Below are 15990 nucleotides of genomic sequence, written 5' to 3'. Positions count from 1 at the left end.
CGCCCACGCGCACAGCGTCACTTGGCATTTCCTTTCGCGGGCAAACCGACTATGGCCCGCCCATGACCCAACCAAATACCAGCCAAAGCCGCGCGATCCTGCTGACGGTCGCTGCCATCCTGTGCTTTGGCCTGATGGACGTCGCGGTCAAGGCCGTCTCGCCCATGACCGGCACCCTGCCCGCGCTCTGGGCGCGCTATGCGGGGCAGATGGTCATCGTCGTGATCCTTGTGGCCCCCCGCCTGACCCGCGTCGCCCAAAGCCAGTATCCGAAACTGCAAATTGCCCGCTCGGTCCTGCTGATGCTGGCCACGTTCTTCTTCTTTCTCGCCCTGGGACAGATCGGTCTCGCCGAGGCAACGGCCGTGATGTCGATGAACCCGCTCCTCATCACCCTCGGTGGTGCACTGTTTCTGGGCGAGGCGCTGGGACCGCGCCGCATCATCGCCATCCTCGTGGCCCTCGTCGGCGCGCTGATCGTGATCCGACCGGGCTCAGAGGTGTTTCAACCCGCCAGCCTCCTGCCCCTCATCGCCGCCTTCTGCTTTGCCAGCTACACGCTCATCACCCGCCGCCTTGGCCCGGACGAAGACGTCTGGACCTCGCTTTTCTACACCGGCCTCGTGGGGTCCGTGATCCTGACCTGCATCATGCCCCTGCACTGGCAACCGCTGACCGGGCAGAGCATCGCGCTGATGTGCGTGATCGGCGCAGTTGGCACCGCCGGGCAACTCATGCTGATCCGCGCGCTCTCGATGGCCGAGGCCGGGCTGCTTGCGCCGTTCAACTACACCGGCCTCGTCTTTGCCGTGCTCTGGGGGCTGGTCCTCTTTGGCGAACGACCTGACGTCCTGACCCTGATCGGCGCGCTTGTGATCGCGGGTGCGGGGATTTATGTCTGGCACCGAGAAACGCGGGCCACGTAGCGCCCGCCCCGTGACAGGCTGCCATGCGACACGACCCCGATGATCTGCCCCTTGGGACCAAGGCGGGATACCTTGCCACCAATGCGGTGGCGCGGGGCTGCATCGGTGCGGCGCTGGCTCTGCCATACCGCTGGCGCGTGCCGTTCATGGGCTGGATCCTGTCGCGCCTGATTGGCCCGGTGGCCGGGTTCCTGCGCCGCGCCGAAGAACACGTGGCCATGATCCTGCCGCACCTGCCCCACGCCGAACACCGCCGCATCGCCCGCGCCAGCCTCGACAACGCGGGCCGCACACTGATCGAAAACTATTCGACTCGCGCCCTGCTTGCGCGCCAGACCGGCGCCGACATCGCCGGCCCCGGCCTCGCGCACCTGTCAGAGGCCGCCGCCAGCGGCAAACCCGTCATCCTCGTCACCGGGCATTTCGGGAACTACGAGGCCGTGCGCGCGGCCCTCGTCAGCCGCGGGTTTGATGTCGGCGGCCTCTACCGCGACATGTCCAACCCCTATTTCAACGCCCACTACGTGCGCACGATGCAGGCGTTCGGCGGCCCGGTCTTTGCCCAGGGGCGCAAAGGCACCGCAGGCTTTGTGCGCCACCTCAAGGGCGGTGGCCAGTTGGTGCTACTCTTTGATCAACACGTGCAACGCGCGCCGATCCTCGACTTTCTGGGCCGCCCCGCGCGCACAGCCGTGTCCGCTGCCGAACTGGCGCTGCGCTATGACGCGCTGCTCATCCCGTTCTACGGCATCCGGCAGGCCGACGGCATCAGCTTTGACTGTGTGATGGAGGACCCCATTCCACACTCGGACGCCGAAACCATGACCCAGGCCATGAATGACAGCATCGGCGCGCGCATCCGCGCCAACCCCGAACAGTGGTTGTGGGTGGCGCGCCGCTGGCGCACCGACGAAGTCTATGTCGACTGAGGCGCTGCGCACTACTTGATCTGCGCCGCCGCCAGAATGGGGCCGTGCCGCCCTTCCTGGATCATGACCACCAGCGGATAATCGCCGGGCGCCTGCGCCTCCAGCGACAGGTCGGTCACGCCGTCCCATTCCTGAAGGATCTTCCAGTCCTGCGTGACATTGGCATAGCTCAGCGTGTGGCCTGCGTTCTCACCACGGGTGATATTTGCCGTCCGCTCGTGTTGATACCGCACCATATGGACCAGCAAAGGCCCGCCGCGATGGCCGGTCGTGGCCGAGATTTTGACCGCATCCCCCGACTTGCTCACCGCCAGATCCACCAGCGACGGCTTGGCCGCGTGATCGGCAATGGCCTTGGACAACTCCATCGGCCGCGCGCCCACAATATCCGTCACCCCATTGATGATCATCTGCGGGGTGTAGACCGACCTGCGGCCCGCCTCGATGGCATAGCCCCTTTGTCGCTTGGAATAATTCGGGTCCGCAAACTCGTCTTTCCAGCCGATATAGTCCCAATAGTCCACGTGCAGCGCCAGAGCGATCACGTCGTCACGCCCCGACAACTCGTGCATCAGCCGATCCGCCGGCGGGCAGGACGAGCATCCCTGAGAGGTAAACAGCTCGACCACCACAGGCGACTGCGCCCACGCGGGCGCGCTCATTGCGGTGAACAGTCCAAAGGCCAAAGCGGATAAATGTTTCATCAGGACGGGGCTATCCTTCGTTGCGATCAGGGGTGTTGCTGACCACACATATGCAACTGCGTCCAGACCCGCCAATCAAGGTTTGTTGAGCAGTTGTGTCAGCCCGATCACAGGATTGCGTTCTCAAATTGTACACCATGGTATACAAAAACGTCGCACAGCCCCCAATTCCGGTTGATTGAAAGCCGCGCATCAGGCAAGACGCACCCAATCGTTGCCCCATCCGTCCCTAGGAAAGGAAAACCTCCATGCCCATTACCGTTGGTCAAGATACCGCCAAGGCCCGCAAGACGCTGACCGTCGGCGGCCAGTCCATCGACTATTACTCGATCCCCGCCGCAACCGCCGCTGGTCTGGGTGACTTTTCGAACCTGCCCGCCGCCCTCAAGGTGGTGCTGGAAAACATGCTGCGGTTCGAAGACGGCAAGACGGTCAGTGTCGACGACATCAAGGCCTTCGCCGAATGGGGCGCCAAAGGTGGCAAGAACCCCCGCGAAATCGCCTACCGCCCGGCCCGCGTGCTAATGCAGGACTTCACCGGCGTGCCTGCCGTTGTCGACCTTGCCGCCATGCGTGACGGCCTCGTGGCTCTGGGCGGCGACCCTGAGAAAATCAACCCGCTGAACCCGGTCGACCTGGTCATCGACCACTCGGTCATGATCGACGAATTCGGCAACCCGCGCGCCTTCCAGATGAACGTGGACCGCGAATACGAGCGCAACATGGAGCGGTATACGTTCCTGAAATGGGGCCAGTCCGCCTTCAACAACTTCCGCGTTGTGCCCCCCGGCACCGGCATCTGCCACCAGGTGAACCTCGAATATCTGGCGCAAACCGTCTGGACCGATCAGGACCAGAACGGGGCCGAAGTCGCCTACCCCGATACGCTGGTCGGCACTGACAGCCACACCACCATGGTCAACGGCGCCGCCGTCCTCGGCTGGGGCGTCGGCGGGATCGAGGCCGAAGCCGCGATGCTGGGCCAACCGATCTCCATGCTGATCCCCGAAGTCATCGGCTTCGAGCTGACCGGCACCATGATGGAAGGCACCACCGGCACCGACCTCGTTCTGAAAGTCGTCGAAATGCTGCGCGCCAAAGGCGTTGTGGGCAAGTTCGTGGAATTCTACGGCGAAGGTCTCGACCGCCTGCCACTGGCTGACCGGGCGACCATCGCCAACATGGCCCCCGAATACGGCGCCACCTGCGGCTTCTTCCCGATCGACAATGAGACCATCCGCTACCTGCGCAACACAGGCCGCGACGAGGACCGCATCGCGCTGGTCGAAGCCTACGCCAAGGAAAACGGCTTCTGGCGTGGCGACGACTACGCGCCCGTCTACACAGACACCCTGCACCTCGACATGGGCACCATCGTGCCCGCGATCTCGGGCCCCAAACGCCCGCAGGACTACGTGGCCCTCACCGACGGCCAGACCGCCTTCCGCAAAGAGATGGAAGAGACGTTCAAACGCCCCATGGGCAAGGAAATCGCCGTCGAGGGCGAGGACTACACCATGGAATCGGGCAAAGTGGTGATCGCATCCATCACGTCGTGCACCAACACGTCGAATCCCTACGTGATGATCGGCGCAGGCCTCGTGGCCCGCAAGGCCCGCGCGCTGGGTCTGAACCGCAAACCGTGGGTCAAGACCTCCCTCGCCCCCGGCTCCCAGGTCGTCTCCGCCTATCTTGAGGCCGCAGACCTGCAAGAGGACCTCGACGCCATCGGCTTCAACCTCGTGGGCTACGGCTGCACCACCTGCATCGGCAACTCCGGCCCGATCCAGCCCGAGCTGAGCAAAGCCATCGCCGACGGCGACCTGGTGGCCACCTCCGTCCTGTCCGGCAACCGTAACTTCGAGGGGCGCATATCGCCCGACGTGCGCGCCAACTACCTCGCCTCGCCACCACTGGTGGTGGCCTACGCGCTGGCCGGCACGCTCGACATCAACCTCGCGACCGACGCCATTGGCACCGACAAGGACGGCAATGACGTCTTCCTGAAAGACATCTGGCCCTCGTCCCAAGAGGTCGCCGAATTGGTCGAAGCCACCGTGACCCGCGAAGCGTTCCAAACCAAATACGCGGACGTCTTCAAAGGCGACGAAAAATGGCAGGGCGTGGAAACCACGGACCAGAAAACCTACGACTGGCCGCCCACTTCGACCTACGTGCAGAACCCGCCCTATTTCCAGGGCATGTCGCCCGAACCGGGCGTGATCACCAACATCGAAGACGCCAAAGTGCTGGCCATCCTCGGCGACATGATCACCACCGACCACATCTCGCCCGCAGGCTCGTTCAAGGAAAGCACCCCCGCAGGCCGCTACCTCACTGAACGGCAAGTGGCTCCACGCGAGTTCAACTCCTACGGCTCCCGCCGCGGCAACCACGAGATCATGATGCGCGGCACCTTCGCCAACATCCGCATCAAGAACGAGATGCTCGACGGGGTTGAGGGCGGCTACACCAAAGGCCCCGATGGCGAACAAACCTCGATCTTCGATGCTGCCATGGCGCATCAAGAAGCAGGCACACCTCTGGTGATCTTCGGCGGCGAACAATACGGCGCAGGCTCGTCCCGCGACTGGGCGGCCAAAGGCACAGCGCTGCTTGGCGTCAAGGCCGTCATCGCCGAGAGCTTCGAGCGTATCCACCGCTCCAACCTCGTCGGCATGGGCGTGATCCCGTTCGAGTTTACAAACGGCGACACCCGCAAGAAACTCGGCCTGACCGGCGAGGAAAAAGTGTCCATCTCCGGCCTCGACACCATCCAGCCCCTGCAAGAGGTGCCCTGCACCATCACAATGGCTGACGGTTCGACCAAAGAGATCATGCTCAAATGCCGGATCGATACCGCGATCGAGATCGAATACATCGAACACGGCGGCGTCCTGCACTACGTGCTGCGCAACCTCGCCTCAGCCGCGTAAGGCTGGCGTAAGTCCAAAAAACCGAAAGGCCCCGGCAGAAATGCGCGGGGCCTTTTGCTTCATTGTTCCAATAAATATGCAAAAGACGGTGATCGCCCAAACGAACGGCCGTGCATATTTGAAGAACAATGAAGACTGCGCGGCAAAGAATGGAATGCGCCGTCAGGCGCTCAATTTGACAACGCTTTTTCCAGTTCCGGCAGGAACCGTTGTTCGTAGTCGGACCCGACAAGCGGGCCGATATAGCGGAACAGCACTGTGCCATCCCCATCAACGATGAATGTTTCAGGCGGCGCGGTGACGCCCCACTCGATCGCGGCCACCCCATTGGGGTCAAAGGCCACACCCGAAAACGGGTTGCCATCATCAGTCAGGTATTGCGAGGCAGGTGCCACCTGATCGCGGAAATTGACGCCGATGATCGGAAGGCCCTCTGCCGCCATTTCCAGCAGTTTCGGGTGTTCCGCGCGGCAAGGCGGGCACCAGGACGCCCAGAAATTGACCAGCGTCACGTCTCCGCGCGTCAGATCACCGGGTGCGACCGCCGGAAATCCCGGCAGGTCCGCCGCCACAATCTCCGGTGCCGCAGCCCCGACACGGGTGGACGGCAGCTCGTTCGGATTGTCCCGAAACATGCCCACAGCCGCCAGCGTGACAAAGCCCGCAAAAATGCCAATCGGCGCTAGCATCAACGGAGAGACTTTAGCCATCCCGCCGCCGCTCCACGTCTTCCATCTCCGCCCGCACCCGGCGTCCCCGCCACAGGCTCAGCACGACAATGGCCGCCAACAGCGCAATGGACACGGCATAGGCCGACAGAACAGCATCCGCATATTTGCCAAGATCCGGCATCACACCCCCTCTGTCCGCAGCGGTGCGCCACTGGCTTCGCGCGCCATCAACGCGCGGGTCCGCCGCACACGGATCTCTGTGCCCGTGCGGTACAGCACCAGCGCAAAGAACAGCAGTACAAAGCCACCGATGCACACCAAAAGCGGCTGGTAAAAGACGTCCGCCACGTTCTCTTCCTTATCAAGGCTCAGCGACGCCCCCTGATGCAGCCCCTGGTTCCAGAAGTTCACCGCATAGCGGCTCAGCACCGCAAAAACCGTGCCCACAAGGCACAGGATCGACGTCAGATCAGCGGCGGTGTCGGGGTCCTCGATGGCCTCCCACAGGGCGACATAGCCCAGGTAAAACAGGAACAGGATCAAGAACGATGTCAGCCGCGGGTCCCACGCCCACCACGTGCCCCACATCGGCTGGCCCCAGATCGCACCGGTAAAGAGAGCAATCAACGTCATCACCACCCCCACCGGGGCCGCCGCACGCGCCGCCAGCGCCGACACATGGTGCCGCCGGATGATCCAGATCAGCGACGCCACCAGCATCATGAACCACGCATTGATCGCCATCAGCGCCGCAGGCACATGCAGATAGATGATCTTGACCGTCGATCCCTGGCGGAAGTCATCCGGGGTAAAAAAGAACCCCCAGACCAGCCCCACCACAAGGCACAGCGCCGCCCCCACCCACAGCCACGGCATCACCCGTTCGCTGAGGCGCAAGAACTTGACCGGATTGGCATATTCCCAAAGTGACATGGCTCGTACCTAATCCCTCACAGCACGGTTCTCAATCCACATGAATGTTATCGCAGGTTCACCCGCAACACGACCCCCGCCGCAAAGGGCATAAAGGCCAGAACACCCGCCGTGATCCCCCCAAGCAGCATCAGCGGCGTGCTGACATCCAGCCCCAGAACGGCGCGCCGCGCGGCCTCCGCCCCAAAGATCAGCGTAGGCACATAAAGCGGCAGCACCAGCAGCGACAACAGCAACCCGCCCCGTTTGATCCCCACCGTCAGCGCCGCGCCAAACGCGCCAATCGTCGACAGCGCGGGCGTGCCGATCCCAAGGCTCAGCACCAGCACCCCGAACCCTGGTGCCGGCAGGTTCAGCAACACACCCAGCACCGGCGCCACCAGAACCAGCGGCAGGCCCGTGGTCACCCAATGCGCCGCCGCCTTGACCACCACAATGCCCTCAAGCGGCAGCGGCGATGTCGCCAGCAGATCCAACGCCCCATCCTCGAAATCCACAGCCAGCAACCGGTCCAGCGACAACAAACACGACAGCAGCGCGCCCAGCCACAACACCCCCGGTGCGATCCGCGCCAACAGCGCAGGCTCAGGCCCCACGCTGAACGGCACCAACACCACCACAATCAGGAAAAACGCAAGACCCAGACCGAAACCGCCACCCGCACGCAACGCAAGGCGCAGATCGCGCACAAACAGCGCCCTCACAGGAACACCTCGTCCGCCGCCGCCATCGCCTGCGCTGGGGCACGAAACGGGGCCACATCCAACACCTGCGCATCAAGGCCCAGATCAATATGCGTGGCAATCAACGCCATGCCCCCCGCCGCCAGATGGGCGCGCACGGCTTCGGCAAACAGGGCCACCGACGCCGCATCCAGCGACACAGTCGGCTCATCCAACACCCAGATCGCACGCCCCGTCACCCGCATCCGCGCCAGCCCCAACCGCCGTTTCTGACCCGCCGACAGGGCCGCCGCCCGCCGGTTGCGCAGCGCCTCCAGATCAAACGCACGCAATGCCGCCTCGATATCCGACTGCCCAAAGACTGACGCCCAGAACGCAAGGTTCTCGGCCACGCTCAACGCGCCCTTGATCCCGTCCGCATGGGCCGCATAGGCCACCCGGTCCTCGGCCCCATGTACCGTCCCGGCCATCGGCTCCTGCAACCCCGCAACGGTGCGCAACAACGTCGTCTTGCCCGCCCCGTTTGGCCCCCGCAACACCAGCGCCGCCCCCGGCGCCACTGCAAAGGAAACGCCCGCCAGCACCGGCACGCCGCCACGGCCCACGGCCAGATCAGTGACTGTCAACTCCATAGAACAGGCCTAACCCATTGCGCGCAGACGCAAAAGTCTTTCATTGTTCTTCAAATATGCAAATCCCGCCCGCTCAAACGGGCAACATCGCCAGGGCAACGCGCCGCCCTTCGCTCAACAGGATGTTATAGGTCCGCGCGGCGGACGGCGACGACATGACTTCGACGCCAATGCCCGCCGCATCCAGCGCCGTGCGCAAGTCACCGGGCAAATGCGCGATCTCCGCGCCCGTGCCCAGAAACAGCACATCCACCTGCCCCTCCAGGGACAGCAGCGCCGCCGCGTCGTCGTAACCACCCCACAGCCCCGTGCCTGTGGCCCCGGTCAACACCGACCCCTCGAACACCTCGCCGCCAATGCGGAAAAACCCAGGGCCATAGCCTTCGACCGGCTTGGCATCGTTATAGCTGATTTCATTCAGGCGCATCACCTACCCCCATATTGGCAGTCCCAAAATGGCCGATGCCGCAATGACAAGATACGCCACCGCGCGAAACATCCGCTCGCCACCCGGATCGAACAACCACGCGCCGACCACATTGGCAATCATATAGACCGGCACACTCAAAAGACCCACGGCAACCGCCAGCGGATCCAGCAGATCAAACAGGAAAAACACAGCGATCATCATCAGATCGATGCCCAACAGGTACAAAAGGAAATTGGCCCGGATCACCGTGATCGGCAACGCCCGCGCCATGTAGAGCATGATTACCGGCGGCCCCGGCACCCCCGCGACACCGCCGAGAAAACCGCCCAAGGTGCCCACCGCCGTGACCATGCGCGCGCTTAGCACACCGGCATAGCGCCACCCGGTCATCAACAGCACCAACAGGATCAGCACAACCACCGACACCGACCAACCAAAGACCTCCGGGTCCAGCTTGGACAAGGCCCACAGGCCCAGCGGCAAACCGACGGCCGCCCCCGCCAGCAGGGTCAACGCCTCGCGCCGCTGCCCCTCGCGCAAGGCTGCGCGCAGGTTGGGCAACGGCCCCCAGAACTCCACCACGGTCAGAAAGGCCAGCGCCGCAAACGGGTCCAGCACCGAACTTGCCGCCGGCATGATGATCATCGCCGACCCAAACCCGGTGAACCCGCGCACAAGGCCGGCGGCAATGATCGCCGCAACCAACCACCACAGCCCCGGCAGAGCCAGCGCTGCGGTGATAAACTCAGGCATCTATGTTGGCATATTGGTTGCCGACATTTGCGTCCGGCTTATCCCAGTTCCGCTTGACGCCCAGCCACAACAGGATGGTCGAGGCCACGAACACCGAACTATACGTCCCCACGATCACACCCCAGATCATCGCAAAGACAAAACCCCGGATGACGTCCCCGCCCAGCACATAGAGCGAGATCAGCGCCAACAGTGTGGTCACAGAGGTCATGACCGTCCGGCTGAGCGTCTCGTTGATCGAGATGTTCAGCACTTCGTTCAGCGGCTTTTTCTTGTACTTGCGCAGGTTCTCACGCACCCGGTCGAACACGACCACCGTGTCGTTCAGCGAATAGCCTACGATGGTCAGAAGCGCCGCGATAATGGCCAGATCGAATTTGATTTGCAGTTCTGAGAAAACGCCAATCGTCAGGATCACGTCATGCACAAGCGCCGCCACGGCGCCCAAAGCAAACTGCCATTCAAACCGCAGCCAGATGTAGATCAACACCGCCCCGATGGCGAGGACAACGGCCAGCGCCGCCGTCTTGATCAACTCGCCCGACACTTTCGGGCCAACGGATTCGACGGACACGAACTTGATGTCCGGTATCGCTGTGGCCAATGCCGCCTGAACCGCGCGAATGGTGTCGGGCGTCACGGCCTCTTGGCCCTCTTGCGCCTGAATGCGGATCATCGCGACGTTCTGATCGGCGTCAAATTGGGGATCGAACACCTCGGTGATCGAAATATCGCCCAGCTCCAGCACCGCCATCGCGTCCCGGTACACCGCCACATCCACAGGCTGCGTGCTTTCCGTCCGCACGGTTGTCCCGCCGCGGAAATCGATGCCGAAATTCAGCCCCTGAATGGCAAAGGACACAAATCCGATCACCATCATAAGTGCCGAAATGCCCAGCCACATCTTCCAACGGCTGAAGAAATCGAAATTCGTGTTCTGTTTGACCAGCTTCAAACGCATGTCAGTGCCTTTTCGGAAAAATCACGACCCGGCGCGCATGCGCCAAGCCCGACCTCCCCCCCGGGAGGGCTTACGGAGATGTCATTCACAACACATACGGCATCGATGCTTTGCAGTGCCGCGCTCGAAACAAAGCGGTCAACGCCCACCCGAGGTCGGGCTTGGCACATGCATACATAGTCCATCGCCCTACACCTCAATCGTTTTGGGGCGACGGCGTTCAAACCAGATCACCACCAGCAAGCGCGTCACAAAGATCGCGGTAAACACGGACGTCATGATGCCCAGACCCAGCGTGATCGCAAAACCACGCACCGGCCCCGACCCCATCGCAAACAGGATCACGGCGGTGATGAACGTGGTGATGTTGGCATCCAGAATGGCCGACAGCGCCTTTTCATAGCCCAGCTCGATCGCCCGCGCAGGCCCCCGCGCCGATTTCAGCTCTTCGCGGATCCGTTCAAAGATCAGCACGTTGGCGTCCACCGCCATCCCCACCGTCAGCACGATCCCCGCAATCCCCGGCAGGGTCAGCGTGGCCCCGATAAGGCTCAGCAGGCCAAAGATCAGCCCGATGTTGATGATCAGCGCCACATTGGCAAAGAGACCAAACAGTCCATAGCTCAGGAACATGAACACCAGCACCGCGGCAAAGGCGACCGTGGTCGCAACCTTGCCCGCATCAATGCTGTCCTGCCCCAGTTCCGGGCCAATGGTCCGTTCCTCAAGGAATGTCAGCTCCGCAGGCAAGGCACCCGCCCGCAACAGCACCGCAAGGTTGGTCGATTCCTCGACGTTGAAATTCCCGGTGATGATCCCCGACCCACCTGGAATATGGCTCTGGATCACCGGCGCACTCACCACCTCGTCATCCAGCACAATGGCAAAGGGCGATCCAATGTTGTCAGCCGTGTAATCCCCAAACTGTCTCGCACCGCTGGTGTTGAACCGGAAAGACACCGCCGGATTGCCGTTCTGATCAAAGGACGGCTGCGCATCCACCAGATCCTCGCCCGTCACAACCGGCGCACTCTCGATCACATAAAACAGCCCCGGCTCGTCCAGCGACGGCACCAGCTTGTTGCCCACACCGGGTGCCGCATTCTCGTCCGAGGTCCGGTTGACCACAGGGTTAAAGGTCAGTGCCGCAGTCGTCCCGATGATCTCTTTCAGTTCTGCCGCAGACCCGATGCCCGGCACCTGGATCAGGATCCGCTGCGCGCCCTGCCGCTGAATGGTCGGCTCGCGTGTGCCCACCTCGTCAATCCGGCGGCGCACGATCTCCAACGATTGCTGCACCGTCCGCTCGTCCGATGCCAGCCGCTCCGCCTCGCTCAGCGTCACGACGATCACGTCCTCGCCCGCCGCACGCACCTCAATGTCGTTCGCACCCACACCGGTCAGCGTCGGCACCGGCACTGCCAACCCACGCACAACCTGCAACGCACGCTGCATGCCCGATGGCTCACCGATGCGAATACGCAATTCATCCGCCGGAGACGGCTGCAAACGGATGGTCCCGATCGTCGCCCGCTCAGGCCGCAGCGCATCGCGGATCTCGGGCCAACTGGCCTCCATCCGGCTGGCATAGACCTGCTCGACCTGCACCTCGGCCAGCAAATGCGCCCCGCCCCGCAGGTCCAGACCCAAATTCACCAGGCTCGATGGCATCCAGTTCGGCCACTGCCCAAGCAACGCCTGATTTTCCGCCGTATCCGCACCCAACTCAATGGCTTGCGCGGCGTCGTTATGCTGCTCCACACGGGTGTAAAACCCATTCGGCAGCGCCAATAGCAGACCAAGGGCGCACGTGGCCCAGATCAGTACCCGTTTCCAACCCTCAATCTGCAGCATTACTTGGCAGGCTCAGTCTTGCTCAGCACGCTCGCGATGGTCGACTTGACGACGCGCACCTTGACGCCCTCAGCCAGTTCAACCTCGATCTCGTTCTCTTCCTTGACCTTCGACACCTTGCCGATCAGCCCGCCTTGCGTGACCACCTGATCACCCCGACGCACCGCCTCGACCATGGCCGCATGCTCTTTGACCTTCTTCTGCTGCGGGCGGATCAGCAGGAAATACATGATCGCGAAAATCAGGATCAGGGGAATAAACTGGCCAATGGCTTCCATGGGGACGTCCTTGTTATCAAGCGCATTTCGGGGGGCGGATTCTGGCCCGCTGCAAAGTTTGGCAGAACCTATGGGCGGGCGCGGGGCTGTGCAAGGTCCAAAGGGGTTTTTGCCACGCCCATCCCGATGCCAAAGCATCAAACCCCTTTTGCCCGACGCACATTCGCGTCAGACTGGTGGAATGGACGACCCTTTGACACTCACGCTCGACTTCTCCCGCCCCCTCGTCGCAGGCGGCGCAGCCCTGTTGGCGCTGATCTTTTTCTCATGGCTCATCTACCTCACCCTGCCCGAAGCTGAGGGCAAAGAGGGCCCACTCCACAAACTCCGCGCCGCACTGGGGATGGAGCGTCTGCCCCACGCCCTAATCCTGAGCATCCTCGCGCTCTACACCGCCCTCGCCGGCATCCTGATCCTCGGCCTCTTCGGCCTGATCGTCGACACGCTGCACGCCTCGGGGCGCAGCAACGACTACCTGTTCTACGTCCTGCGCATAGGCGGCCTCACCGCCGTCCTCGGCGCCGTCATCGCCCTCCCTTTCACGGTGATCCGCCTGCGCCTGACCCAAGAGCAAACCGAAACCGCCCGCGAAAGCCTGTTCAACGACAAGATAAACGAAGCCACCAAGGGCCTCTACGCACGCCGCCAGGTCACGTTAGGCGAAGGCGCGGAGGCCAAGGACCACTGGCAAGACGACATCGTTCAACGCAACGCCGCAATCGACCGGCTCGAAGGGCTGGCCCACGAAAAACCCACCGAAGTCCCCCGCATCGCCCGCCTGCTGTCCGTCTACGTCCGCGAACTCAGCACCGAGGTGCCCGCGCAGGTCGCGCCAAAGGATGCGACGCCCGACGAACTAGAGGCATGGGCAAACAACTTGCCAAAACTCCGTTCCGATATGGAAAAAGCCGCGCAAACCCTAGGTCAAATCAGCGAGATACGCGAGTACGCTATCTCATCTGACGATATCGATTTGGCGGGCGCGAACCTTCAAAACGCCAATTTGTCTTCTAGAACGTACAGCCGGGCCAATTTTCGTGGCGCACACTTACAGAACGCGAACTTGAGTTGGACGAATTTTGACTATGCACAACTTTCAGACGCTAAAATGCAGTGTGTCGAACTCATTTCCGCGTCGTTGCAAAACGCTTCTTTAACGCGAACGTTATTGCAAGGTGCACTACTGTGCCACGCAGAATTAAACGCAGCGAGATTGCAAATGACAGATTTTCATGGAGCAGACATGTCCGACGCAATTCTTTCCGATGCGGTACTATTACAAACCTGTTTCACAGAAACGGACCTTCAACGCGCAGATTTTCAGAGTGCTTGGTTCATAAAAGCTGACCTCAGACACGCCGATTTGTCTGATGCTAACTTCAAAGGAGCGCATCTCGGTTCAGCGAGGATGCAAGGCGCAAACCTATCGTGCGCACGCTTCCACAAAAAAACGAGTTTTGGTGTCGTGGACCTGACTGGCGCTGGAATACAAGGTGTGGACTTTTCAAGTTTCAAAGGCTTTCCTCAGAACCTTGACACGGTATTCGGCGACGCATCTACAAGCCTGCCGAGCAGAGTGGGTGACTACCCAAATTGGAAGCATTATGATCTCGACACCGGCGAATTCGAAGAAGCCTGGCGCGCATGGCAAGCCACCCTCCCGCCCGGTTGGGACCAGCCCGACTGACCCAAACCTTACCCAAAAGTTACCTGCGGCCGCCAAACCTTAACGCCGCCCAATCCCTAACAATCCGTTACCCACCGCACCCCGCACAAAACGTACAGCTTGCGCCAAAATCTGCACATTTTCCCAAAACCACCCCCAAAACGCGCCAACCCACCGAACAAAAACGTACACTCCCCGCCCAAATCTGCACGTTTCACCCCCCACACCCCCACCGTACGCTCCCTTAACCCCTTGGCCCGCGCGCCCCGATCGGGCATACGACCCGCACCATCAATGGACACTCAAAAGGACCAGAGCCATGCACGACATTCGCGCCATCCGCGATAATCCCGCCGCTTTCGACGCCGCCCTTGCGCGCCGTGGGGACGCTGCGATGTCGTCGTCCCTTCTGGCCCTGGACGAGGCGCGCCGCGCCAAGATCCTCGCCGCCGAAACCGCCCAGGCCGAGCAGAACAAGGCCAGCAAAGAGGTCGGTGCCGCCAAGGGTCGTGGGGACGAGGACGAATTCCAGCGCCTCCGCACCTTAGTCGCTGAAAAGAAAGCGGAAATTGCGACCATGCAGGAAGAGGCCAAGGCGCTCGACGCCCAGCTGACCGACGCTTTGGCGCGCATTCCCAACCTGCCCGCGGACGATGTGCCCGACGGCGCGGACGAAGATGACAATGTCGAGATCAAGCGCTGGGGTGACCCCCAAGCCTTTGATTTCGCTCCCAAAGAGCATTTCGACATCGCAGGCGTCAGCGCATCCATGGACTTCGAGACCGCCGCCAAAACCTCCGGCAGCCGCTTTGTCATGCTCAAGGGGGCCGTGGCCCGCATCCACCGCGCACTGGCCCAATTCATGATCGACACCCACGTCGACCAGAACGGCCTGACAGAGGTGAACAGCCCCGTGCTCGTGCGCGACGACGCCATGTATGGTACTGATAAGCTTCCAAAATTTGCCGAAGACAGCTACCGCACCGAAGAGGGCATGTGGCTGGTGTCGACCTCCGAAATCCCGCTGACCTACACCGTGGCGGGCGACATCCTTGACGCCGACGCCCTGCCCATCCGCCTCACCGCGCACACGCTCTGCTTCCGCTCCGAGGCGGGCAGCGCGGGCCGCGACACGGCGGGCATGCTGCGCCAGCACCAGTTCGAGAAGGTCGAGATGGTGTCGATTACCCATCCCGACGCCAGTGAGGACGAACAGAAGCGGATGCTGTCCTGTGCCGAAGGCATCCTCGAAGCCCTTGAAATCCCTTACAGAACCGTCGTTCTCTGCACAGGCGACATGGGGTTCGGCGCGCGTCGCACCTTCGACATCGAGGCGTGGTTGCCCGGTCAGGATACCTACCGCGAGATCAGCTCTGTCTCGACCACCGGCGACTTTCAGGCCCGGCGCATGAACGCGCGGTTCAAGCCCGCAGATGGCGGCAAACCGCAGTTCGTGCACACGCTGAACGGCTCCGGCCTCGCCGTGGGTCGCTGCCTGATCGCGGTGCTGGAGAACGGCCAGCAGGCCGATGGTTCGGTCACCCTGCCCGCCGCCCTCGCCCCCTACCTAGGCGGCAAATCCACGCTGACCGCCACAGGCACGCTGGCCTAAAAAGCGCATGAGGGTTGCAAAG

Annotated in this window: 16 protein-coding genes; 5 read left to right on the top strand and 11 right to left on the bottom strand. The window is 62.2% G+C overall.

Features of this window, described 5'->3' with window-relative positions:
* Window positions 1–62: 62 nt before the first annotated feature.
* A complete protein-coding gene (locus Q0936_RS15700) occupies window positions 63–926 on the top strand; it encodes a DMT family transporter (RefSeq protein WP_299292619.1) in 864 nt (287 codons plus the stop codon).
* 23 nt (window positions 927–949) lie between these two features.
* Window positions 950–1855: a lysophospholipid acyltransferase family protein gene (locus Q0936_RS15695; protein ID WP_299292622.1), complete on the top strand. Its 906-nt coding sequence runs from the start codon at window positions 950–952 to the stop codon at window positions 1853–1855.
* Between the two features lie 11 nt (window positions 1856–1866).
* Here the strand turns inward: Q0936_RS15695 and Q0936_RS15690 are convergent, their stop codons facing one another.
* Complete coding sequence (locus Q0936_RS15690) at window positions 1867–2559, bottom strand: thioredoxin family protein (protein ID WP_299144873.1); 693 nt, start codon at window positions 2557–2559, stop codon at window positions 1867–1869.
* 248 nt (window positions 2560–2807) lie between these two features.
* Here Q0936_RS15690 and acnA point away from each other — a divergent pair, with 248 nt between their 5' ends.
* The gene (acnA, locus tag Q0936_RS15685; protein WP_299292623.1) at window positions 2808–5495 is read left to right on the top strand and encodes an aconitate hydratase AcnA; all 2688 of its coding nucleotides are present in this window, start codon (window positions 2808–2810) and stop codon (window positions 5493–5495) included.
* 170 nt (window positions 5496–5665) lie between these two features.
* On the opposite strand, the gene Q0936_RS15680 is transcribed toward acnA, so the two are convergent.
* The 10 genes from Q0936_RS15680 to yajC form a co-directional block, all read right to left on the bottom strand.
* Complete coding sequence (locus Q0936_RS15680) at window positions 5666–6205, bottom strand: DsbE family thiol:disulfide interchange protein (RefSeq protein WP_299144871.1); 540 nt, start codon at window positions 6203–6205, stop codon at window positions 5666–5668.
* Entirely contained in the window at window positions 6198–6350 is a 153-nt protein-coding gene (ccmD, locus tag Q0936_RS15675; RefSeq protein WP_299144870.1) for a heme exporter protein CcmD, read from the bottom strand. The genes Q0936_RS15680 and ccmD overlap by 8 nt, the downstream gene beginning before the upstream one ends.
* Window positions 6347–7099, bottom strand: a complete 753-nt coding sequence (locus tag Q0936_RS15670; protein ID WP_299292625.1) for a heme ABC transporter permease — start codon at window positions 7097–7099, stop codon at window positions 6347–6349. The genes ccmD and Q0936_RS15670 overlap by 4 nt, the downstream gene beginning before the upstream one ends.
* A gap of 47 nt (window positions 7100–7146) precedes the next feature.
* Window positions 7147–7803 (bottom strand): heme exporter protein CcmB, encoded by a 657-nt coding sequence (gene ccmB, locus Q0936_RS15665; protein WP_299292627.1) that lies wholly within the window; start codon window positions 7801–7803, stop codon window positions 7147–7149.
* Window positions 7800–8414, bottom strand: coding sequence for a heme ABC exporter ATP-binding protein CcmA (ccmA, locus tag Q0936_RS15660; RefSeq protein WP_299292629.1), 615 nt, complete (start codon window positions 8412–8414; stop codon window positions 7800–7802). The genes ccmB and ccmA overlap by 4 nt, the downstream gene beginning before the upstream one ends.
* Window positions 8415–8487: 73 nt before the next feature.
* A complete protein-coding gene (locus Q0936_RS15655; protein WP_299292631.1) occupies window positions 8488–8841 on the bottom strand; it encodes an Mth938-like domain-containing protein in 354 nt (117 codons plus the stop codon).
* Window positions 8842–8844: 3 nt separating this feature from the next.
* Window positions 8845–9597, bottom strand: coding sequence for a sulfite exporter TauE/SafE family protein (locus Q0936_RS15650; RefSeq protein WP_299292633.1), 753 nt, complete (start codon window positions 9595–9597; stop codon window positions 8845–8847).
* On the bottom strand, window positions 9590–10558 hold the full coding sequence (gene secF, locus Q0936_RS15645) for a protein translocase subunit SecF (RefSeq protein ID WP_299144855.1): 969 nt from the start codon (window positions 10556–10558) through the stop codon (window positions 9590–9592). The genes Q0936_RS15650 and secF overlap by 8 nt, the downstream gene beginning before the upstream one ends.
* Before the next feature lie 189 nt (window positions 10559–10747).
* The gene (gene secD, locus Q0936_RS15640) at window positions 10748–12412 is read right to left on the bottom strand and encodes a protein translocase subunit SecD (protein WP_299292635.1); all 1665 of its coding nucleotides are present in this window, start codon (window positions 12410–12412) and stop codon (window positions 10748–10750) included.
* On the bottom strand, window positions 12412–12690 hold the full coding sequence (yajC, locus tag Q0936_RS15635; RefSeq protein WP_299144849.1) for a preprotein translocase subunit YajC: 279 nt from the start codon (window positions 12688–12690) through the stop codon (window positions 12412–12414). Before yajC ends, secD begins: the two co-directional genes overlap by 1 nt.
* A 181-nt stretch (window positions 12691–12871) precedes the next feature.
* Here yajC and Q0936_RS15630 point away from each other — a divergent pair, with 181 nt between their 5' ends.
* Window positions 12872–14377 (top strand): pentapeptide repeat-containing protein, encoded by a 1506-nt coding sequence (locus Q0936_RS15630; RefSeq protein WP_299292637.1) that lies wholly within the window; start codon window positions 12872–12874, stop codon window positions 14375–14377.
* 298 nt (window positions 14378–14675) lie between these two features.
* Window positions 14676–15968, top strand: a complete 1293-nt coding sequence (serS, locus tag Q0936_RS15625; protein ID WP_299292639.1) for a serine--tRNA ligase — start codon at window positions 14676–14678, stop codon at window positions 15966–15968.
* The last annotated feature ends 22 nt before the right edge of the window (window positions 15969–15990 follow it).

This window comes from uncultured Tateyamaria sp. (assembly GCF_947488715.1).
Taxonomy (GTDB): Bacteria; Pseudomonadota; Alphaproteobacteria; order Rhodobacterales; family Rhodobacteraceae; genus Tateyamaria.
This window is presented reverse-complemented; position numbering and strand designations above follow the sequence as displayed.